This window comes from Pseudoclavibacter sp. VKM Ac-2867, assembly GCF_015351275.1.
Classification (GTDB): Bacteria; Actinomycetota; Actinomycetes; order Actinomycetales; family Microbacteriaceae; genus Pseudoclavibacter.
In genome coordinates this window covers 88,929-109,534 of sequence record NZ_JADKSL010000010.1, presented here as the reverse complement: position 1 = coordinate 109,534, position 20,606 = coordinate 88,929, and the positions used below count along the sequence as shown (strand labels likewise).

At 66.9% G+C, this 20,606-nt stretch carries 22 protein-coding genes; 13 read left to right on the top strand and 9 right to left on the bottom strand.

What is annotated here, in order from left to right:
- Window positions 1-9 precede the first annotated feature (9 nt).
- Both ITJ67_RS11625 and ITJ67_RS11620 read right to left on the bottom strand, forming a co-directional pair.
- Entirely contained in the window at window positions 10-972 is a 963-nt protein-coding gene (locus tag ITJ67_RS11625; protein ID WP_194677709.1) for a hypothetical protein, read from the bottom strand.
- A 95-nt stretch (window positions 973-1,067) separates the two neighbouring features.
- Complete coding sequence (locus ITJ67_RS11620; protein WP_194677708.1) at window positions 1,068-2,315, bottom strand: ATP-binding protein; 1,248 nt, start codon at window positions 2,313-2,315, stop codon at window positions 1,068-1,070.
- 64 nt (window positions 2,316-2,379) lie between these two features.
- Between ITJ67_RS11620 and ITJ67_RS11615 the strand changes: the two genes are divergently transcribed.
- The 6 genes from ITJ67_RS11615 (at window position 2,380) to ITJ67_RS11590 (ending at window position 8,512) form a co-directional block, all read left to right on the top strand.
- Entirely contained in the window at window positions 2,380-3,420 is a 1,041-nt protein-coding gene (locus ITJ67_RS11615; RefSeq protein ID WP_194677707.1) for a DNA methyltransferase, read from the top strand.
- Window positions 3,421-3,456: 36 nt separating this feature from the next.
- Window positions 3,457-3,882 carry a hypothetical protein gene (locus ITJ67_RS11610; protein ID WP_194677706.1) on the top strand — a complete coding sequence of 142 codons (426 nt, stop codon included), beginning with the start codon at window positions 3,457-3,459 and terminating at the stop codon, window positions 3,880-3,882.
- Window positions 3,879-4,973: a J domain-containing protein gene (locus ITJ67_RS11605; protein ID WP_194677705.1), complete on the top strand. Its 1,095-nt coding sequence runs from the start codon at window positions 3,879-3,881 to the stop codon at window positions 4,971-4,973. Before ITJ67_RS11610 ends, ITJ67_RS11605 begins: the two co-directional genes overlap by 4 nt.
- A gap of 67 nt (window positions 4,974-5,040) precedes the next feature.
- A complete protein-coding gene (locus tag ITJ67_RS19740; RefSeq protein ID WP_228502693.1) occupies window positions 5,041-6,600 on the top strand; it encodes a hypothetical protein in 1,560 nt (519 codons plus the stop codon).
- A 113-nt stretch (window positions 6,601-6,713) separates the two neighbouring features.
- A complete protein-coding gene (locus ITJ67_RS11595; RefSeq protein ID WP_194677704.1) occupies window positions 6,714-7,466 on the top strand; it encodes a hypothetical protein in 753 nt (250 codons plus the stop codon).
- Window positions 7,466-8,512: a hypothetical protein gene (locus ITJ67_RS11590; RefSeq protein ID WP_194677703.1), complete on the top strand. Its 1,047-nt coding sequence runs from the start codon at window positions 7,466-7,468 to the stop codon at window positions 8,510-8,512. Before ITJ67_RS11595 ends, ITJ67_RS11590 begins: the two co-directional genes overlap by 1 nt.
- Before the next feature lie 614 nt (window positions 8,513-9,126).
- On the opposite strand, the gene ITJ67_RS11585 is transcribed toward ITJ67_RS11590, so the two are convergent.
- Window positions 9,127-9,447: a hypothetical protein gene (locus ITJ67_RS11585; protein WP_194677702.1), complete on the bottom strand. Its 321-nt coding sequence runs from the start codon at window positions 9,445-9,447 to the stop codon at window positions 9,127-9,129.
- 715 nt (window positions 9,448-10,162) lie between these two features.
- Here ITJ67_RS11585 and ITJ67_RS11580 point away from each other — a divergent pair.
- Entirely contained in the window at window positions 10,163-10,474 is a 312-nt protein-coding gene (locus ITJ67_RS11580) for a hypothetical protein (protein WP_194677701.1), read from the top strand.
- Here the strand turns inward: ITJ67_RS11580 and ITJ67_RS11575 are convergent.
- Window positions 10,471-11,073: a recombinase family protein gene (locus ITJ67_RS11575; RefSeq protein ID WP_194677700.1), complete on the bottom strand. Its 603-nt coding sequence runs from the start codon at window positions 11,071-11,073 to the stop codon at window positions 10,471-10,473. The two genes, ITJ67_RS11580 and ITJ67_RS11575, sit on opposite strands and share 4 nt — an antisense overlap.
- A 308-nt stretch (window positions 11,074-11,381) precedes the next feature.
- Between ITJ67_RS11575 and ITJ67_RS11570 the strand changes: the two genes are divergently transcribed.
- The 3 genes from ITJ67_RS11570 (at window position 11,382) to ITJ67_RS11560 (ending at window position 13,546) form a co-directional block, all read left to right on the top strand.
- Complete coding sequence (locus ITJ67_RS11570; RefSeq protein WP_194677699.1) at window positions 11,382-12,431, top strand: hypothetical protein; 1,050 nt, start codon at window positions 11,382-11,384, stop codon at window positions 12,429-12,431.
- Window positions 12,424-12,744, top strand: coding sequence for a hypothetical protein (locus tag ITJ67_RS11565; RefSeq protein WP_194677698.1), 321 nt, complete (start codon window positions 12,424-12,426; stop codon window positions 12,742-12,744). Before ITJ67_RS11570 ends, ITJ67_RS11565 begins: the two co-directional genes overlap by 8 nt.
- A 337-nt stretch (window positions 12,745-13,081) precedes the next feature.
- Entirely contained in the window at window positions 13,082-13,546 is a 465-nt protein-coding gene (locus ITJ67_RS11560) for a hypothetical protein (protein WP_194677697.1), read from the top strand.
- Between the two features lie 69 nt (window positions 13,547-13,615).
- Here ITJ67_RS11560 and ITJ67_RS11555 read toward each other — a convergent pair whose 3' ends face one another.
- Together ITJ67_RS11555 and ITJ67_RS11550 are read right to left on the bottom strand one after the other, a co-directional pair.
- Window positions 13,616-13,810, bottom strand: a complete 195-nt coding sequence (locus ITJ67_RS11555; protein WP_194677696.1) for a hypothetical protein — start codon at window positions 13,808-13,810, stop codon at window positions 13,616-13,618.
- 112 nt (window positions 13,811-13,922) lie between these two features.
- The gene (locus ITJ67_RS11550; protein ID WP_194677695.1) at window positions 13,923-14,975 is read right to left on the bottom strand and encodes an HNH endonuclease family protein; all 1,053 of its coding nucleotides are present in this window, start codon (window positions 14,973-14,975) and stop codon (window positions 13,923-13,925) included.
- A 262-nt stretch (window positions 14,976-15,237) separates the two neighbouring features.
- Between ITJ67_RS11550 and ITJ67_RS11545 the strand changes: the two genes are divergently transcribed.
- Genes ITJ67_RS11545 through ITJ67_RS11535 form a run of 3 tightly spaced genes read left to right on the top strand, consistent with a single transcriptional unit; the run spans window position 15,238 to window position 18,142 of the window.
- Complete coding sequence (locus ITJ67_RS11545) at window positions 15,238-16,398, top strand: RNA-guided endonuclease InsQ/TnpB family protein (protein ID WP_194677694.1); 1,161 nt, start codon at window positions 15,238-15,240, stop codon at window positions 16,396-16,398.
- 33 nt (window positions 16,399-16,431) lie between these two features.
- A complete protein-coding gene (locus ITJ67_RS11540; RefSeq protein ID WP_194677693.1) occupies window positions 16,432-17,364 on the top strand; it encodes a DNA adenine methylase in 933 nt (310 codons plus the stop codon).
- 7 nt (window positions 17,365-17,371) lie between these two features.
- Window positions 17,372-18,142: a hypothetical protein gene (locus tag ITJ67_RS11535; protein ID WP_194677692.1), complete on the top strand. Its 771-nt coding sequence runs from the start codon at window positions 17,372-17,374 to the stop codon at window positions 18,140-18,142.
- Window positions 18,143-18,811: 669 nt separating this feature from the next.
- Here ITJ67_RS11535 and ITJ67_RS20435 read toward each other — a convergent pair.
- The 3 genes from ITJ67_RS20435 to ITJ67_RS11525 form a co-directional block, all read right to left on the bottom strand.
- Window positions 18,812-19,150 carry a DUF4326 domain-containing protein gene (locus tag ITJ67_RS20435; RefSeq protein ID WP_416362320.1) on the bottom strand — a complete coding sequence of 113 codons (339 nt, stop codon included), beginning with the start codon at window positions 19,148-19,150 and terminating at the stop codon, window positions 18,812-18,814.
- A complete protein-coding gene (locus tag ITJ67_RS11530; RefSeq protein ID WP_323741452.1) occupies window positions 19,147-19,737 on the bottom strand; it encodes a DUF2493 domain-containing protein in 591 nt (196 codons plus the stop codon). Before ITJ67_RS11530 ends, ITJ67_RS20435 begins: the two co-directional genes overlap by 4 nt.
- 265 nt (window positions 19,738-20,002) lie before the next feature.
- Window positions 20,003-20,605, bottom strand: coding sequence for an exonuclease domain-containing protein (locus ITJ67_RS11525; RefSeq protein ID WP_194677691.1), 603 nt, complete (start codon window positions 20,603-20,605; stop codon window positions 20,003-20,005).
- Between the last annotated feature and the right edge of the window lies 1 nt (window position 20,606).

Genomic DNA, 20,606 nt, shown 5'->3' with positions numbered 1-20,606 from the left:
GCGCGCGGACTACTCGCTGTCGGTGTCCGCCTCCTGGTGCTTGGCGGCGATCGCCTCGAGTTCCGCGTCCAGACCCGCGGTGAGGAGGTCGATGACGCGGCTCAGCCCGTCGAGGATGACAGGGTAGTCGGCGTCGCCGGCGGCCTCGTGCTGCTCCAGGTAGTCCGCTGTCTGCCCGAAGTGCTGCTCCGCCGGGACCTGCGCGCCACCTTCGATGGCGATGAGGTCCGGCAGGTGCAGGGCCGCGAGGGCCGGTGCGAGGGACTCCGCGAGGAGCTTCGGCTCGGCGGGGGAGTCGTCTCCTGGGGCGACGAGCCCGCGCCCTTCGTTGGCGATGATCTCGCCGAACGTGACGAGACCCATGAGGGTGCGCACGCGGGCGTGGTCGACGGCGAGCCCCGCGGCGACGTCGGACGCCCAGTTCGGGTTCGACGCGGCGTCGTCGGCAGTCGCGAGGATCGGCTGCAGGTCGATGCCGGCGAGCTCCGCATCGTCGGCGCCTGCGAAGAACGCGAGCACGCGCTGCTGCACGGCAGGGTCGTCCGCGTCGAGACCAGCGAAGGTCATGAGCACGTCCAGCCAGGTGCCGGTCTCAGCGTCGTAGAGGCCAGACCCTTCCAGCTCGAGCGCGACGCGCAGACCGAACTCGTCGGTGCCTTCCATCGACAGCTCGCCCGTCACCGGGTGCTTCGACACGGACGGGAGCGACACCTCAAGCGGGAGCCAAAACAGCGGATGCCAGAGCAGACCGCCGCTCATGCTCGGGTACGGGTCCTCATCCGGCCAGTGAGGCGCGAGCGGGAACGCGATCGAGTCCGGGGACACGATCGCGTTCGCCGGAAGGCCGGTCTCGTCGAGGAAGCCCGCGAAACGGGTCATGAGGATGAACGGGTGGGTGGGGGCAGAGGCGAGGTCGACGAGGGATTCACCGGGTTCGGTGACCCAGGAACGACGTGACGGGGTGGGAGTCAAAAGAGGTGTGCTCGCAATCGGGATGAGGTGGGAGTGGTCGGCAGCACCCTCGCATCCGCAGGAAGGGTGCTGCAGGGACACTATGCGGGGACCGCCTAGCTCTCAGTCGCCGAAGGCTCTGGTACGGAGTCGACAACTGCAATGCCGCCTTGATTCACGCAATCGCGTGCGAGCTCGAACACCTGATTTTGCAGGGCAGCTTCAGGCCCTGACACATCGATGGACATATCCACGGGGCTGAAAGATGCCAGGGGGGTGGCTCTGTCCGTCGAGGTGTAACCAAAGCGGTCACGGTCTAAGAGCATGATGGGTGCGTCGCCTCTCCACTCCATGCCGACGCGAATCTCGTACCCTCCCGCTCCTTGGGCGTCTCCAGCGACTTTGGCGAGCGCAATCACGGCTGCGGCGACAGCTTCGAGTGCTGTGCCCTCGACGTGCGACGGGTGCTGGAAAGCATCGTGACCCTTCTTGTGTCCGCCGACAGCCGCTGCAACGGTGACTGCTCCGTCGGCGTACCAGGTCGCCTGAGCGTCCCGCCATTTGTTCGCCTCGCTCAGCGGAATTGGTGCTATCCAACTTCTCAATCCAGGGCGTGGATTGTGAACGTCGGCACTTTTCAAGGGCGCGAATCCTCGGTATCGGTGCAGTCGAGCTGCGAGAACACTTGCATCCGCGAAGAGCTGAGCGGCCTCATGACGCTCAGCACGCTTGGGCGGCCGAGGAATCCGAGGTCGTGCAATCGCTATCGCCCAGGCACGCTGTTCGGTGTCATGGCCACGAGTCGCGACCTCATACTGCCGCTCAAGCCCCTCGTTGGCGTTGCGTCGAGCGTCGAAACGTGCTCGGTACATCCTCTCGATCTGACCCTCACGCATCCACTCGGTGTCTGCGTCGTTGCGTCTGGGGGCACCAAAGTACTCACCTTTGTAGACGAGATGCGGACCGTCGAGGCTTTCCGGCACTTCCACGACGAGCACCCGCGAGCTTGCCGACCCCACCGGGGTGACCTCCAGGTCGAAAATGGGCGGGATGATGGCTGTGACGGCGGCACGGCGAAGCGAGCGCTCGTAAGACTCCGTCAGCTCCTCAACTCCAATGCGTTCCGCAGCGCGCTTTTCATCTGCCCGGACTCCGTACACAAGGATTCCTCCACCCGTATTGGCCATCGCAGCCACATCTTTCGGGAAATCGCTCTTGGGGAGGTGCGTCTCAGGAATGAGCTCTTTCTTCCAGTCGAGGTCAGTAGCCTCGGCAACTCCCTCCGCAACAGCTCCCTCGATCATCTCGTCAGTCAACGGGCCAGGCGGGAGGCCCAGGGCCCGGTGGATTGCAGTAAACGTCATCCCCCGAGACTATGCGGCGCGTCTCAAGTCATGCCATCCGCCCTCGCTCGCGCATAGAAAGGGCATGACCTTTCCGAGTGCCGAGCGCCTCTCCGCCCATTCATCTCTCCTGCACGCCCGTTCCGAGCTCGCCCTTCGAGCCATCCCCGACAACACCTTCGACGCGATCGTCACCGACCCGCCGTACGAGGTGGACTTCGCCCGCCAGGTGAAACAGTCGTGGGACGCGACCGGGATCGCGTTCTCCGTCGACCTGTGGGCGGAGGCGATGCGAACGGTGAAGCCCGGCGGGAACCTCATCGCATTCGGCGCCCCACGCACACACCACCGCTTGGTCACCGCCGTCGAGGACGCCGGCTGGGAGGTGCGAGATGGGATCGTGGCGTGGGTGAAGTCGTACGGGTTCCCGAAGCGGCTGGAGCTGCAGGAGCTGCTCGCCAAGCGCGGACGCCCGGACCTCGCGGAGATGTTCGCGGGGGCACAGAACATCATGAAGCCCGCGTACGAGCCGATCCTCGTGGCCAGGAAACCGCTCGACGGCGACCTGGTCGACAACATCATCAAGCATGGAGTCGGCGGGCTCGGCATCGACGCGTGCCGCGTCCCCACGGACGACGACCGGTCCCGTCCGCCGGGCAAGGCGGTCGCCGGCGACGTCGTGAACATGTCCCGCGGGTCCGCACCCTCCTCGAGCCACCCGGGCGGCCGGTGGCCGACGAACATGCTCATCATCCACGGGCACGACTGCATCGAAGGCGTGCTCTGCGAGGACGGATGCCCCGCTGCGGAGCTCGAGGCACAGAAGCGCGGATCCGCCCGATACTTCCCGCAGTTCCACTACTCGGGACGTGCCACTGGGCGGGAACGGCCGATGGTGGGCCGGGTGCGGCACCACACGGTGAAGCCGGTGTCGGTGATGGAGTGGCTCGTGAAGCTCGCCTGCCCGATCCCCGGCATGAAGATCCTCGACCTGTTCGCCGGCACCGGCGCGACCGCGGAAGCCGCGGAACGAGTGGGCCTGGGCCACGAGACGTTCCTGATCGAGCAGGGCGCGGAACACGTCGAGCTCGCCCGCGAACGGTTCCGGACGTTCGTGCCCGCATAGCCAGGCGACCACCCACTGATCAGACAGGACCCCACGATGACCGAGAGCGCGATCGACGCCGTTGTTGCACGATTCGACCCGGCCCACCAGGGCCGCGTCCGCCACCTCATCGGCACCGACGACGAACTGGCTGGCTACTGGGGAGTCATCATCCCGCAACCGCACCTGGAAACGCTGCCGGAGAAACTGACGCGGAAGTGCTGCACGTACAAGACCTGCGGGAACACGGACCTGGTCCTGTCCAAGTCGTTCCTGAGCGTGCCAGTCAATCCGGACCTGCGTCGCCAGTTCACTGGTTACCTGTCCCTACAGTCCATGCGGTTCGCGTATCGGCGCGCGTCCAACGACGATGTCTTCTTCTCGGGTAATCACACGCAAGCGCTTGAGTTCGCAAATGACCCCTGGTACTTCCCGATCGACGAAGACGCGGACGAGCTCCGACGAGCGGAGATGCAAGCATGACCGGCTTCCCCACCCACTACGAGGTGCTCGGCGTCGACGAGAACGCGACCGAGGCCGACATCAAGCGCGCCTTCCGAGGCCTGATCCGTCAGCTCCACCCGGACACTGGCGGTAACAACCCTGCCCGCGCCGCGCTCGTCACCGAAGCGTTCGACGTGCTCTCCCGCCCCGACTCCCGATACCTCTACGACGCGGACCTGCGCCAAGCGCGCGAACGGACTCAGCCGCGTACCGCTTCGAGCTCGTCGGCTTCGAGGGCAAGAGCGACTTCGAAGCCGGCCGCCCCACAGCCGCAGCCCGACCTCACGCGCTGCGAGGGGCCAACGGATTCGCCGACGCGACTCCCTAAGGATCAGCGTCCCGGGAAGTCCGGGTGGTGGATCGCCGCGATCGCGCTGAACATGCTGATGGTCGTGGTTCCGGTGTTCGCGCTCATGCACGGCGACTGGGCGTTCTGGCCGACCGACATCGCCGTTGTCTCGCACAAGACGACGCTGCTGGCGGCGTGGGCCTTGATCCTCGCCCTGCCGCCCCTGTTCCCCCCTCGCTGGTCGGTCGTCCAGATCGCGACCCCGATCCTGACCGTGCTCATGCTCGCGCTGATGCTGCTGTTCAGCTGGTTCGGGTGGACGCCGATCGTCGAGTTCTTCGCGCTGTCCTCCGAAAAGCCCTGGCTGATCCCGATCGTCGTTGCCCTTCCCACCTACGGGGTGCTGTTCCTGCGCAATGTCACCGTCGGCGGTCTCATGGACGCCCTCGGGTACCGGCACGCGCGCATCAGCATCGAGAGGCGCGACGACGCAGCTCGCAGGTGGGCAGCGTTCGTGAACGAGTACGCGCCGAACGGCGTCGTCGGCCAGGTCATGCAGATCGGCCCGACGGTTCCCGGCAAGCGGGAGCTGCTGATCGTCGGCCTCGACGGGGAGCAAATGTCGGTGCGCGCCTGGATGATGGGCGCCACCCCCGCCCCGGGCGAGTGGGTGCTCGCGCTCAACGACCAGGACACCGAAGTCGCGCGCATCCCTGTCTCTGACTTCACCGCGTGGCTCGAGTGGACCCAGGATCCACGCCGAACGCCGGCTCGCGCATAGGGGAGAGGAAACGACTCTGCGCCGGAGGAGTTGACGACCACCCGCACGCTCTTCGCGAAAGGCTCCCATGTCCACATCCACCTTCACCCGCCAGCGCCGGACGGTCACCGCGCTCGGTGTCGGGTCTGTCGCGCTGATCGCGCTCGCCGCGTGCTCGCCGACCTCGAACGTCGCCGAGAACACCCCGGACCCGACGAAGACGCAGGGCTCGAGCGTGCCGTCCTCGACGACGCCGACCACACCACGTCCGACCGTGCCGCAGGCGGTCAGTGACACACCACCCCAGACCTCACCGACTCCGTCGCCGAACGCGAGCGGCAACACCGATGACACGTACGTTGTCGTGAACCCGAACACGCTGCTTCCACCGGCCAACGGCAATGGTGGGAACACGCGCGTCGACGCGTCGCCGGAGCTTCCCGTGTTCGCGCCGCCGGTCGGTGGCGTCATCACGACCCCGGGTGGAGGTGGCGATGGTGACGGCGGCATAAATCCGGGCAACCCAACGAACCCAGGCATTCCGTCGAACCCAGGGAACCCCACGAACCCAGGCAACCCGACCGATCCGGGCAATCCAACGAACCCGACCGATCCGGGAAACCCCACAGACCCGACCGATCCCACGGACCCCACGGATCCGGGGACTCCCGGATATCCGGTGATTCCCGGACTGCACGAGGCGAACGTGACGCAGGACATGCTCGCGGCGTTCATCGAGCAGTACAACGCCATCCGTGTGGAGAACGGACTGTCCGCGCTCCCCGCTGACCGTTTCCTCGTCGGCACGGATGCGTTCTCGTTCAAGCCGGGGGAGCAGGCAGTCGAACTTAGCCTCGGCACCATGCCAGCCGACCCGCACGCCGGTCAGGTTGTCCCGTCCAACGAGGCGACGTGGCTGAGCACCGCCGCGGGCCCGCTCGAGAGCCTCGGCACCGCGGCCGCGAACACGTGGTGGGAGAACGCCGCCGACCGCGACATCATCTACCAGACCGCTGCTGGCCAGTCCTACGGCGGACCGCTCGACCTGTCCACGTGCCTCGTCATCAACTTCGCCGTCGTGAACACCGGTGGCGCGGGCTCCGCGGCGTGGGTGCCGTGCGGGGACTCGTACACGACCGGCGAAGGCGTCGTCATCCCGCTCGTGCCCGCACCCACCGCCGTCCCTTCGCTGCAGGAGACGACGCTGACGGGCGGGGTGACCGCGCGCACGCAGTCCACCGCAACTTCGACGCTGACAGGAACCGACATGACGACGATCAACGCCCCGGCCCCAGCGGTGACCCCGACCGAAGCAGACACGGCCTACGTGCCCGCGCCGGCCGTGGCCGAGGGGGAAGACCTGAGCTTCTGGCAGCCGCCGGCGCTGGATGCTGAATCAGCGCCCGCCGAAGCGGAGCCGGTCGACGCCACCGAGGTAGCTGAGGTAGCCGAGCCGGTCGAAGTAGAAGCTGAGACGTTCGACGCGGCCGCGGAGGTGGACGTCGTCGAGGCCCCCGACGTCGAGGAGACCGCATCCGTCGTCGACGCGGAGCCCTCGGCCGAAGCCACCGAGTCCGCCGAGGTGGAGACGCCACTGTTCACGCAAACGGCCGCTGACCTCGGCATCGACATCGCTCCCGGCAGCTAGCCGATCGAGCATCCGGACCAGGCCGTCACCGCGGATCGTGCGGTGGCGGCCTGGTCCGGATTTCTGCCGCACACAGTGCAGGGAGAGCACCCACAACCGCCGACAGGAGCACCGTGACGAACTTCGACGCCGACCGGGCCCGCGAGCAGCACCGCGGCCACGGCACCAAGCCAGGCCAGTTCGGCTTCCAGGGGCACACCCCTCCCGCCCTCGACGAGTCCGCGTTCGCGAGCCAGGTCGACAGCTACGACACTGCGGCCGAGGTCATCGACAAGCTCCGTGACGAGGCCGGCGCCACCGACGACCAGGCGCGCATCCTCGAGCTCGCCGCGCTCGGCAACGACGACATCAACCAGGTGCTCGTCGAGAACTCCGCCACACCGGACGACCTCGTCACCGACCTCGTCGAGAGCGACGAGACCGCGGCCATGACGATCGCCGCCGCCCGCCGCGACCACCTGCCCGTGATCGCCTCCGAGGTGATGTGGACAAGCCAGGACCCGTTCCGACGCAAGCATGTCCTCGCGCACCGGTCCTGCCCCGACCACGTCCTCGAGGCCGGCGCTACCAGCCCCGACGCGGACGAGCGCTTCCAGGTCGCCGCGTGGGCCGACCGGCCCCTCCCGGAGGCCGTGCGGGAACGACTCCTCGTGGACGAAGACCCCCGAGTGCTCGCCGCCGCGGCTAGCAACGTCACGCTGACAGCCGAGGACGCCGACGCGCTCAGCCAGCACTCGCTCGCACGAGTGCGCCACTCGGTCGCTGCCAACCAGTCCACGCCTCCCGCGATCATCGAGCGTCTCGCGCTCGACACGGACACGGCCACGAGCACCGCCGCCGCGCGTCGAATGAACGGACACAGCTGATGAGCCAGCTCAGCTCGGACGCGCGAGCACGACGTGAGCGGGCCCGCGGCAACGGCACCGTCGGCGGCCAGTTCGGACATCAGCAGCATTCGGTGCCGGCGGGGGAGCTCGAAGCCACGTCCTCCTACGAGGGGATGACGCCGTTCGACGTTGACACTGAGCTCAACGAGGTGCTGGGTGGTCTCTCGGCCGCTGAGCAGATGAAGGCGGTCGCGCTGCGCCAGCTCACCGTCGTCCAGCAGTCGGACGAACGTCTCCGCTACGGCATGACCCGAGCCCAGCGTCTCGAGGAGGCACAGGCCAAGGTGGAGGAAGCCCGCGCCCTCATCGAACCGTTGCGCGCGCAGATGGACTCGATCGACGAGGAGCACGCTCGCCGGGGTCGCTGGCCGCGCGCGTTCGTCGTCCCGCAAGGCCACGTGCACTCGTCCCTCGGTTGCACGACCTGCTACCCAACCACCCGGTTCCAGCTGCTGCCCGAGTACTCCGGCAAGACGGAAGACGAGCTCGTCGAGGACGCCGGCGACCGCGCGTGCACCGTCTGCCTCCCCTCAGCGCCCGTCGACCGACCGACGAAGATGGAACTCCCCGAGGAACGCCAGGCTCGCGAAGCCCGACAGGCCCAGACGCAGGAGCGCGACGAAAAGAAGCTCGCCGCGGCCGCGAAAGCCATCACCACTCCCGACGGGGAACCGCTCAAGGTCGGCGGGTGGGCGTCGAGGTGGCCGACGACGATCAAGACCGAGCGCGCCGCGATGACGGAAGCGAAGTCGCAGCTGGGGAGCGTCGGCACCGTCCTCTACATTGCCGGCAAGGACGATTGCTCGGCAGAGCACCGGACGAAGATGCTCGCCCACGCGGAAGGCCACGGCGCCGACTTCGGCCGACTCGTCGACGCGATCGCCGCGAAACAGGGCAAGGCACCCGACGAGGTGGTGGCCGAGTTCGCTGGCCGCTGGCGCAAGGACAAGGAGTTCCGCGAGATGACCGAAGACCTCGCAGGTCAGCGCATCCCCGGCACCGACCTGACCTGGCCCGACGCGTAGGCGGCAACCACCCGCAGTGGTTCGCCACCCAGCGAGTCTTCCCTTGCTGGTCTCGTTACCGACGTCCACGGCCCAGCCCTGCACAAGCATCGCGTCCGTGCCGCCGAACCGGGTAGAGAGGGTGAATGTGTCTCTGAAGCACCCCTTCGGAAGCTGGACGCTGTCTTCACGTGCGGTCGTCCGCGCATGGGCGTGATCCAAGTTTGTGAGTCCGGGATGTCGGTCCATCAAGTCCGGCTTCTGCGCAGTCGCGATGAAGTCTGGGGTGGAACGGCTGTGGCTTTGCGCCACGCGAACCCACCGACCAGAGATGCCAGCGCACGAGAGTCCGCGGCTGGTTACGTTCTGGCCATACCTCGGCGCTTAGCCAGGCTTCTGCGGCGGGGGCAATCACGGTGAGGTCGATCGTTTCACCGAAAGCTCCTCCCGTGAAGGGCACGCGAACACCTACGGCAGCGATGACGCCAGGGCCGCGACTACGACGCCTGGCTGCAGCACTGCAATCGCGTTCGACTTCACACCGGATTCTGGGGCGCAACGTATCAGGGCTCGTTCACCAGCTCCCCGGCATGTGCCATAGGGTGCCGCGCGTCTTAGCTGCGCCGAAGGGCCAACTATTCCGTGGGGATGCTGATACGGGCACGCCATTCACCGACGGCCCCGATATCAGTGATCGGAAGCCCAGAGACGCCGGTCTCGAAAAACGATGCCGATGGCACATAGCGCTGGAGGTAGTCGCCAGCAGCAGTCAGGCAAAACAAAAGAGCCTGGACTGAGTCGGCCCCGTAAACTTCGAGCGACTCGATCTCATCCCCGTTACTGTTGAGAATGCGGTACTTGAATGCCGGAGCATCACCACCCTTGGGTATCACCTCTAGTCTCAAGATGCCCGCGTCGGTCTCAAACTCTCGGGTTGCGACTACCTGTTCAGGCATTTCCGGCTCAACCATTCGCGCCGGCCAAGCACGCTGCGTATCTTGTCATGTTCGCAGCATGGCAGAGGGCGGCTGCCTTTCCTCGCAGCTTAACGCAAACCTTGGCGCCGGCGTTCATCTGGCGGTCGCAAGACGCTTTCGTGTGCATGGGGAGCATGTGACTCGCCCCGATTCGTTGTGGAGCAATTCTCGCCGAGTGGAGTCCCTCGCTCATGGCCGACGCGGTCACTCCAGCCTGAACGTTTGTTGTGGACCCCGAGAGTGGTGACCCACCTGTAGGGCCGCTAAACGCTAGACCCAAGCCCAGTACCAGCGCAGTCCAGGAAGTTGTAATTGGCATCATGCCCCCGTAGCCGTTCTGTCTGTTCGGCAATCCTGGCATAACTTCGTAGTTTTTGCACCCTGTTTATGTATATATGCACGCTCAGACAAACTTGCACGTCCACAACAAGCGTCCACTGGTCAGCGGTGTCTCTCCGTGCGACCTCACAGTCGAGAAGATTCCCGTCGCGTGCCGCGTCTCAGTCTCAGACTCCACAACGGTAACGACCTGTCGCGGAGTGGGCAGACCTCTGCTTACCCAACCCCCGAGTGCCACCAATCTCATGACTCATGACGCCTAGGCACTGACCTCCTCTGTAGCTTTGCCAGACCCCTCTGGCAGAGCACCCGCATAGAAGAGCTACACACCACCCTTTGGCCGAAGGAGCCACCCGTGAACCGCACCGCCGCTCTCCCGCGCAAGACCGCCACTGCCGGCGACACCCTCACGAGGCTCCTCACCACCGACCTCACCCGGTTCGTGGAAAGCGCCTGGGGCTTCACGCCTGTCCTGCACGTCACCGCCACCTCCCGGAGCGACGCGAGCATCCACGTCGACGGGGATGTCGCCCGACCAGGAGGAGTCCTCACCCCGGCGCACCGCGCGAGCATCCAGCAGTTCATCGCCAACTGGATCCGCGACGTCAACGAGGCCAGCGCCGTCGCCCTGCGTTCGTTCGCAGTGTCGGTGCCGCGCGCGGCTTAGGCCTGGGCGTCGGCAGTGGCTGACGCGGCGTCCGCGCGCTTCACCGTGCGATAGACAGTCGCCCTCGACACGTCGAACAGTGACGCGATCTCTCCAATGCTCATGCGGCCCTCGCCGAGGAGCTCCACCAGGTGGTGCTGCTTCGACGCGGAGAGCTTCGGCTGCTTTCCCTTGAGCCTGCCCTTCGCTTTCGCGACCGCCATGCCCTCTCGCGTGCGCTGCCGGATCAGGTCACGTTCGAACTCGGCGACCATGGAGAGCACGTTGAACATGAGCCGGCCGACCGGGTCGGTCGGATCGTAGATGGCGCCACCGATGCTCAGGGTCACCTCTTTCGCCATGAGCTCGTCGACGATGTCGCTCGCATCCCTCACGGACCTGGCAAGGCGGTCGAGTTTGGTGACGACGAGCATGTCTCCAGCGCGGCAGACAGCGAGTGCTTTCTCCAGCCCCGGGCGCGATCGGTTGGCGCCGGTCATGCCGTGGTCGAGGTACATGCGATCCTCGGTCACACCGAGACGCTCGAGTGCGTCGGTCTGCGCGGTGAGGTCCTGATCGACGGTGGAGACGCGGGCGTACCCGATTTTGAGCGAAGTCACGCTCCAGTGTGACGTATAGGACCCCTTCACTGCGAGTCCCTACGCACAGGTCTTACGCACACTCGGGGTCGAGCAAACCCGGGCATGACGTCACGACTCCCGCTGGTTGCAAATGACGTTCGGCTTACGGACACCCCGAGCCGCGAGGTTCGCGCCTGTCGCCCCCGGATCGTCCTGGCCAGGTCGACGCCTCTCCGGGGGAGCGCTCGGGCGGCAGCCGCGATTGGCCATTCCCCGCATAGAAGAGGTATCGAGCTGTCGCCGCACACAGTGCCGGTGACGAACACCCGACTTCGGAGGCGACACCCATGACGACTGCAACCGCTCGACGCGAAGCTGCCCGAGGCAACGGTGTCGCATCCGCCGGCCAGTTCGGCCTCCAGACCCATTCGGCGCCGGGCATGTTCCTGCCGGTCGACCGGGTGAAGCAGATGGACGAGCAGATCGCCGCCTACACGAAGGCTCGGGACGACCTCATCTCCACCGGTCAGGTCTACGCCGGCAAGCAGCTCCTCGCCCTGTTTCCGACCGCTGTTCGCGCGGACGTGACCTTCGCCGATCGCATCGGCCGCTACGACGAGCCCGTGGGAGATCCGGACGTCGTGCGAGTTCAGGACTTCGCGATCTTCGACAAGGAACACGTCGACCTGGTGGAGAAGCTCGACGACGACATCGAACAGATCAAAGACACCGCCGCGGGAAAGCATCGCAAGCTCACGAAGGTGGAGCAGAACAAGCTCACCACCCTCGAGACCGACCGGGACCGGTTGCGGGAGCATGCGGCGATCGCGCTCTCCGCGATGGAGTACCAGGCCATGTCGGCGGACTTCGACCGCGAGTACCAGCTGAGCATCTCGAAGGTGGAACTTTCCGTCGATGAAGCGAAGGATCTCCACTTCGAGGCAATGGACCGAGCCCGCGCAGAAGCGCACGCCACCATCGACCTGTACCGACAGGACCTTGCCGCCTACGCCGAGGACTACCGGCTCGACCAGGTGGGCCACGTGGAAGTCCACACTCCCGACACTGACGCGTTCGAGGAGGAACAGGGGAACATCACCGTCAACCGCGTCTTCGACCGCGACGGCGAGGTCATCTACGACTACGCGACCGGTGGCGACAGCGAAGTCGTCGACGAGCTCGTGGAGTTCGCAGAGCGGGGGCTCTACGATCTGAACGCGAAGACGGACGACGCGAACCTGCGTCAAATGTCGAAGCTCGCCCGCGACGCCGCCACCTTCGGGATCGACCCGCAGCACACGTCCAAGGGACTGCCGGCATCGAACGGCACGTTCGGGAAGATGCCGCTGTGGGATCCCAGCTCCGACCCGACGAGCGTCCCCCTGTTCGATGCCTGAGCTGCTTGCCGCTCTCGACTGGCCGTCGTTCTGGGTCGGCGTCGCCGCGGCTGTGACGGCGCCCGCTGTGCTGTTCGGGATCTTCTATGTGGTCGTGTTTGTGTTCGTCTTCGCCTCCAGCCGGAACATCGGCCTCGGCGGATGCATGGTCTGCGATCGGGCGCCGACGTGCGAGGTGGGGGAGAAGACGGAGTTGCAGGTGCTGTTCCCGAAGCTCTGGCACGACCAGGTGCTGGCGCGGATGCCGGCGCACCGGAAGGCGTGGCGCGCGCACCGCTGGCACCCCGACAACATCGCCGCCCGAGCCCGTTGACCACACTCACCGAAGTTTGACGCATATAAGAGGAGTAACTCGCCATGACGACTGCAGCAGCATCACGCCGTGAATCCGCCCGCGGCAACGGCACGACCGGGGGCCAGTTCGGGTTCCAGGACCACACACCGCCCGCCGCTGAGCCGTCTGCGGCCTGGCCGGGCACGAACCGAAACGTGCGCGATCACGATTTCGTTCCCGCCAGCACCGCCGAATGGCCCGGCCTCTACGGCACAGAAGGGCAGGGGTCCGGGCTCGGCGGGAAACAGTTCGTCGCCCACTACTCCGGCCCCGGTACGACTACTGGGTCTGCGAATACGACCCCGAGACCCGCCAGGTGTTCGGCTACGCCCGCATCATCGGCCACGGCGACGGCGAGTACGGGTACGCCGACCTGAACGAACTCGAGTCGACCAAGATCGACGTGTTCAACCCGGCATCCACCGGCTCATCCAACTGGACCGTCAAGACGGCCGCGATCCACCGCGACACCGACTTCGAAGACCTCCCCGCAGAGCAGAGATACGCGCACCAGCACCTCGACAAGTACCGAGGCCAGGTCCTCGACCAGCTCGACCGCGAAGACCGCGATGTTGTCAACGGGAAGGTCGCGGAGCTGCGCGCGGCGGAGACCCGTTACAAGGCGACCGTCGATGGCCCGCGTGGGCACCGCGTCTCCACCGTCGTCGAGCTCAACGAGACCCGTCGACAGTTGAGCGCACTCGCTGCACAATACGGCCTCGGTTTCGATCCCGCGGGTGAGGGAACGTTCACGGTCGCGGCGGTGCCGATCGAAGACTGAAACCTGCTCAGGCACGACGAAGCCGGCCGCCCTGATCGTTCGGGAGGCCGGCTTCGTCGTGCTGGCGGATCAGTGGGCGAGGAACGCAACAGCCCCGAACACGGCGGCCCAGAACGGGACAGCGAAGGCCAGGCCCATGAGGGCGCCGCGCATGGTGTTGACCGACTCGACCCGACCGTTGTCGACGGCGGGACCGCGCTCGATGATCGAAATGAGCTCGATCGGAGCTGGGGCTGCCGGGATGTTGTGCGTCGTCGTGGTCATCTGAGGCTCCGTGGTTCGGCGGGGTGGTGTCACCTACCTATGCGGGGACCACGAACGAACCCCGCCACACGCGATGCGTGACGGGGTTCGAAGAGCTGCTGATCTCGGCTTGCTACGCCTTGCGGCGGTGCTGGAGCACGAGCGCGGTCAGCGCGACCAGCGCTGCGCCGGCCAGCCCCAGCGTCCAGGGCAGTGCCGCATCGCCGGTGGTCGCAAGGACGGGGGACTCAGCCTCGACCTCGGGCGAGGCCTCGGTGGGCGCGACGGCGGCGGGTGTCTCAGCCCCGACCGGAACTGTAGTGCTGGTCGCTTCAGGGGCGGCGGTAACCTGGACCGTCTCGACGGTCGTGGCCGACGGCGCGGTCACGACCGCGCCCGCAGGCAGGGCGCACGAGCTCACCCCGGCGAACGAGACGCCGTTGATGGTGCCGCCGTTGATGATGGCGTCCTGGTCGATGGGGGTGATCGCGAGGTCGTACGCCTTGAGCACGTTCGTCATCTGGGCCAGGTACGTGCAGTGGAAGGCGGTGTTGGTCGGCATCCACTCGGACGCGAGCCGCATGCCCTTGGCTGAGTTGGCCCGCCCCTCGGCGGCCTGCAGGTTCATCGGGTCGTTGGCGAAGGCTTCACGCTTGGTCGCGTCCCACTCGTTCGCGCCACCGGTCCAGGCCGCTGCGAGCGGGATGATGTGGTCAATCTGGACGGCACCGGACGTGGCGACGCCGCGGGTGAAGGGGATCGCCTCGCCCGTGTACGGGTCGTTGAGGGTTCCTCGCTCGACGATGCAGTCGCTGCCGTCGCGGAGGACGACGTTCGTGAGGTCGCGCTGGAGCATGTCGTTGCGGGCGTCACAGCCGTTGCCGTCCGGGTCGGACCAGTGCTTGAACAGGTCGCGGTCGTAGCCCGTCTGTGACGAGTTCACCGTCCGCAGCCCCTCTGCAGCGGCCGCGACCGCAGCGCCGTCGACGTACCAGGCGCCGCCCACCTCGGAAGCGAAGCCGGACTCGACCAGGGGCGCGACGTTGCTCTTCGCCACGTCCAGCGTGATCGGAGCCTGAACGGCCGGAGCTGGGGCGGCGAAGGCGGGGGAGGCGATGGCAGTTGAGGCGATCAGAGCGAGGAACGCGCCAGCGGTCGCTGTGCGGAGAGTGGAGGAGAGAGACATGAGTGCCTTCCAGGCTAGGACGAGCTGACACCTCACCTATGCGGGGACGCGCCGGGGCACCCGCGGTCACCTTCTTCACCGGGTGGGAGGCGCGGATGCCCCCGGCTTTAGCCGTGGGGAGGAAGCGACGTGCGAATCGCGCGCATACTGTTGATCAGGAGTTCGCCTGGCAACAGCGAGTAGCGACGTTCGTTGCGTGTGGCTTCCGCGTTCGAGCGCACTCTGCAGGACCGCTCCTGACGGATGCGCGCATAGGTTAACCATGAAGGTTCGATACACCTACCGGTTGCGCCCAGGCGCTCGCGCGGTCGATCGACTCGTCATGGACGCCGGCCTGGCGAGGTGGGTGTGGAATCAAGCCGTCGCGGCCGCGAAAGCGAAGCAGCCGTGGTGGACCGACAAGACCCTGACAGCTGCCCGCAAGGAGCACGATTGGCTCGCCGCGGGGTCCGTGGTCGTGCAGCAGCAAGTCCTCCGCGACTTCCGCGCGTCCAAACATCGGAAGCGGTTCAAGTCCGTCCGGCGCACGCAACCCTCTCTGAATTACACCCTCCGCGGGTTTTCGCTCCGCGCTCATGACACCGGCCGGGTCCGGCTGATCCTCGCGGGCCGGGTGAGCGTCCCTGTCGTGTGGTCGAGGCCGCTGCCGTCGGTGCCCTCGAGCGTGCGGGTCTACCGAGATGCGCTCGGCCACTGGTGGGCATCCTTCGTCGTCGACATCGACGACGATTCCAATCACCATCCCGAGACCGGCAAGAGCGTCGGAATCGACTGGGGAGTGGCTCGCCCCGCGACCGCAACCGACCGAACATTTGATCTCGAGCACCCGAATCTCGGGCGGAAAGCTGCAGTCAAGCTCGCGGCAGCGCAACGGCGGATGGCTCGACGCAAGCCCAAGCCAGGTGTCCGCGCCTCCCGCGGGTACCAGGCCGCGAAACGTCAGGCCGCGAAGATCCACGAGCGCCTGCGGAACCAGCGCCGCGAGATCTCCCGCGCCTGGGCCGCGAAGGTTGTCGCCAGCCATGACGTGATCGCCGTCGAAGACTTCCGCCCACGGTTCCTCGCGTCCACCACCATGGCTCGCAAGGCCGCGGACGGCGGTCTCGGGATACTCAAACGAGCGCTCATCGAGCAGGGCCAGCGGGCCGGCCGACAGGTGGTGCTTGTGCCGCCCGCCTACACCACCATGAACTGCGCAAACTGCGGGACGAGAGCCAAGACCCGCCTCGCGTTGTCCACACGCACCTACACCTGCGCCACCTGCGGGAACATCGACGACCGCGACCACAACGCCGCCGTCAACGTTCTCCTACGTGCTCAGACTACTCTCGGGGCCGGACTCGACCCCGCTGATGTTGAGGCAGTCAGACACGAACACCCCCGGGTGCTCGCGCATGCTGAGTCAGGAATCCCCCGGCTTTAGCCGTGGGGAGGAATCAACCCGCATAGAACGGTCATGACCACCCGATATGCCAGCCCGCTCCGCTACCCCGGTGGCAAGGCCCGCATGACATCCTGGCTCGCGGATCGGATGCTCTCAAGCCCGTCCATGCTCGACATCGAAGTCTGGATCGAACCGTTCGGTGGTGGCCTAGGAGCTGCCCTGACGGCGCTACTCGACCACGACATCCCGGAGGTGTGGGCGTGTGAGCTCAACCCCGCCCTGCACGCCTTCTGGACATGCGCGCTCGAGAGCGACGACCTCGCCGACCGAGTCGAACGGACGAAGGCGACGCTCGACCTGTTCTGGCGTAGCCGCGATCTCGTCGCCGCATCGCTGGCCGGGGCGCCGGTCCCCGTCGACGAGCTCGGATACGCCGCGTTCGTGCTGAACCGGTGCTCGCGCTCCGGCATGGTGCTCGGCAACGTCGGCCCAATGGGCGGGAAAGCGCAGACCGGGAAGTGGCTCGTGGACGGTCGGTTCGCGCGCCCCGACCGGCTCGCCGACAGGCTGCGCTTGATCGCGGGCCTCGGGCGCTCGCGCCGGCTCATCTTGCAGGGGCATGACGGCATCTCCCGGATCGAGGAGCTCCCGGGATCCGGGGTCGAGCACGAGGTGTTCGTGTTCACCGATCCGCCGTACGTGGGCGTCGGCAACCGGCTCTACGCCGAAGGCATGGACGCAGGCCTGCACCAGCGCCTGGCGACAGCACTGGATCGGTGTCCGGCACCGTGGGCGCTGACCTACGACGAGCATCCGGACGTCGCCGAGCTCTACCGGAGCCATCGCATCGACCGGTTCGAGATTCCGCACTCCGCGCATCACGGGAAGATCGGCGCCGAGTACCTCATCACACCACACTGGTCCGCGCCAGTGCTCACGAATCCGCTCGGGAAGGGCTCGATCCAGCGAGTCGCCGCGGTGGCTCCGTCGGCGGTCCCCGCATAGACCTGCCATGAGCACAGCTGAGGCTACGGCCACCACAGAATCCACCACCATCACCGCCGCCCCGGCGCTGAACCCCATCGAGGTCGCCCGGGCCACTGAGGTTGCCATCCAGGACGGACAGGAAGCGGCCCGCCGCGTTACTGTCCAGGAGACGCTCGTCAAGCTCCTCCAGGGGCCGATCGCGGCAGACCGCAGCAAGGCACTGCTGGCCATGCGCCTGCGCCGGTCCCGCATCGTCGAGTCCGACTACAAGACGAAGACGGCGCACAACAAGGCCCTCAAGGAAGCCAGCACCCTCGAGACGCCCCTCGGCGGACTCTCGTACAAGTCCCCGGGCTCCGCGAAGGCGTCCATCGACGACGCAGCAGAACACCTCACCTGGGCGCTGGAGAACGACGCCGAAAGCGTCGAGGAGTATCAGGAGATCGACGCCGAGCGCATCCACGAGGCGCTGGCGCTCCTCCTCGAGCACAAGCCCGAGCTCGTCCTGACTCGCAAGCGCGTCACAGACGAGGCGACCACCGCCCACCTCGCGGCGGCGGTGCGCAGCGACGACGGCACCGTCAAGCTGCCCGTCAGTAAGGAACCAGTCCTCTCCACGGTCGAGTTCATCAAGTACTCCACCCCGACGGCAGAGAACACCGCCTGGTCCGCATCCAAGTCCAAGTCCGCCGGCGAGGACGTCGTCGACTCGTGGCTGGAAGGCAACCGCGAGAGCATCATCACCGCCATCGCGGGTGTCCTCACTGCTCCGGCCGGGGCTGAGGTGAACGCCTAACTCGACCGGCCCGTTCCGCGCCATCCCGGGAGTGCAGCATCCAGCTTTGCTGCGTTCTCCGGGGTGGCGCGTCGGCGTTGGACCGACAGCCACTGGCCAAGCGGCCCGTCAGAGTAGCGCGGGAGTGCGCCCGTGCTTGCTTGGAGGGCCCGTAGCTCCGCGAGTCGATCATCGAAGCGGGATTTGGAGGTCGACCGCGTTCGCCACGACGGCGCCACGGCATCAAGCGGGTGCGGCTCCCCGTCCGGCGGGATGCGCCGTTGATGGCGAACCCAAGCCGCGAGCGGGCCATCCTTCTGCTTCGGGAGGCGCTCGTGCTCAGCGACGAACGCGCGAACCTGTTCCAACCGCTGCTCCGCCGGCACGATCACGTAGGCAGGCTCATCCCAGCCGGGCACGCGAGCGTCCAACACGGCCCGCTGCTCCGGGCTCGCGAGCCGCCGCCGGTAGAGGATCCATTCCGGCAGTCCGCCCGGTGTTCGCCTGGCAGGCAGGCGCCCGTACTCCGCGACGTAGGCCTCCAGCGAGACGACGCGCGCAAGGAACGACTCGGTGACCTCGCCACCCGTGGAGTCGTTCGTGCCGCGCCATCCGGGGACGCGTTCGTCGAGGGCCTGGCGGTTCTGCGCTGAGCCTCGCCGACGCTCACGAGCATCTCGGTGCTCCGCGTCAATGGCCTCGACGGTTCGGGAAGAGGAGCGAGCATGCGGTCGTGTTCGGGTACAGCCCAGTCAGCGCGAAGGCATCCGCGTAGTGCGCGAGCACGTCACCATGACACGCGGACGGCGAGCAGAAGCACGCAAGACGTTGGCCCTGGAGAGCTGCCGTTTGAGCTAGCAGGTGCGGGGACCCCAGGTAGTCCGCCTCGAAGGCTCGGATTACTCGCTCTCGTTCTGCGTCAGAGCGGTCGCCCATCACGAACGGGTTTCCCCAGATCGAACCACGTCCGATGTACACATCGAAGGGGGCGCGCGATCGCCTGCTTGCGATCGGCGTACTTGCGCTCACCAGAAGATCCCTTCCGCCTCGGTGGTGACGTACGTGAGGATCCCGTTCGCCTGCGCGGCCGCGATGGCCGACTGCGTGCCGCGAGATCCGGGACGTGGGAACGCGAGACACACGTGAGCCCCGAGACCAGCCATGCGCTGGTTTCGGACGGGACCGGCTCGCTTGCCGCCGTCGCGCTTCCATCGCGCGGCGTGGCGTTCCACGTCCCACTCGCGCTCGTAGGCGATCCCGTCCGCGATGAGGTCCGCACCGGTCGGGCATCCACCAAGGACGAGGACCACAGGCAGATTGCTGCCGTTCAGGCGGGCGCACGCCTGATCGATGGCGGCTGCGATGAGAGCCCGGTCCGCCCAGTCTCGGGAGCCCGTGATGAGGATGCGGAAGCGCCGCTCCGTCGGGGGCGACTGCCGGTCGAGTTCGTCGCCGAGGCCGTGGAAGTACCGGCCGAGCGCGTGCGGACGCGACACGTCAGCCTCGGTCAGCGCGTCCGGCGAACCGAGGGTCAGGATCGCCGGGCTCAGCATGTGCCTCTGATGCGTCAGATCGGCGAGGGCGTGGAAGACCTTCGCGACATGCTGCGTGGGCACGCCCGGCACCTGCTGGAGGACGCGCTCGGCGGGGTGCTACCCGTTGAGAAGGTACGGATCATTCATGGGTGGTTCCGTTCTGAGGTGATCGCCCGGTGGGCCGCGGGACGGGGCACTCGGTCGATGCGCACGCACCCGTCGGAGGTAGTCTGCGGGCCGACGCGGACGGCCACATACTTCGGCGCCGACGCTGGCAGGGGAGCAGCGGCAGGGGGAGCGGAGGAGCTTTGAGCGGCGGCCTCGCTCGGATGGGTGTCGCTCGGGGTCATGAGCGGTCCGCCGCTACGAGCACGGCCTGGACGGTGTTGCCGATGCTCCGACCGGTCGCGAGGCACGCGTTGATGTCGTCCATCGCCCGGTGGCCCGTGGATGGTGCGACCCGTTCGACGTCGAGGCCGGAGTAGCGGGCGAGGAACAGCTCGACGCTGGTGAGGTCCACGCTGCGGTGATGGAGCTTCGCGAAGGTCAGCGGGAGGTGCTCGCGCAGGAAGTTTCGATCGAGGGTGATCGAGTTGCCGACGAGCAGCAGTGGGACGCCGTCTGCGTGCGACTCTAGGTAGGCGGCGATGCGCGCGTCCACGTCTGCGACGGGCAGGCTAGCGCGGTCGACGTCTGCGATGAGGCCGCTCTTCGTGTGCATGTCCACGACGAAGTCGTTCATGCGGCCGCGCCACGGGAAGACGGGGAGGATCGAATCCCCGGGGCTCTGCTGGGCGACGACGAGGGATATCCCTTCGTCGACGGGGGAGAGGTCGTTCGTGACGACGCGGGCGGCGCCCTCGAGGACAAGGCCGGTCTGCTCGTCGAGACCGGTGGTCTCCAGATCGATGCAGGCGAGGAGGGACGGGTGCGGGGCGTGAGTGCTCATG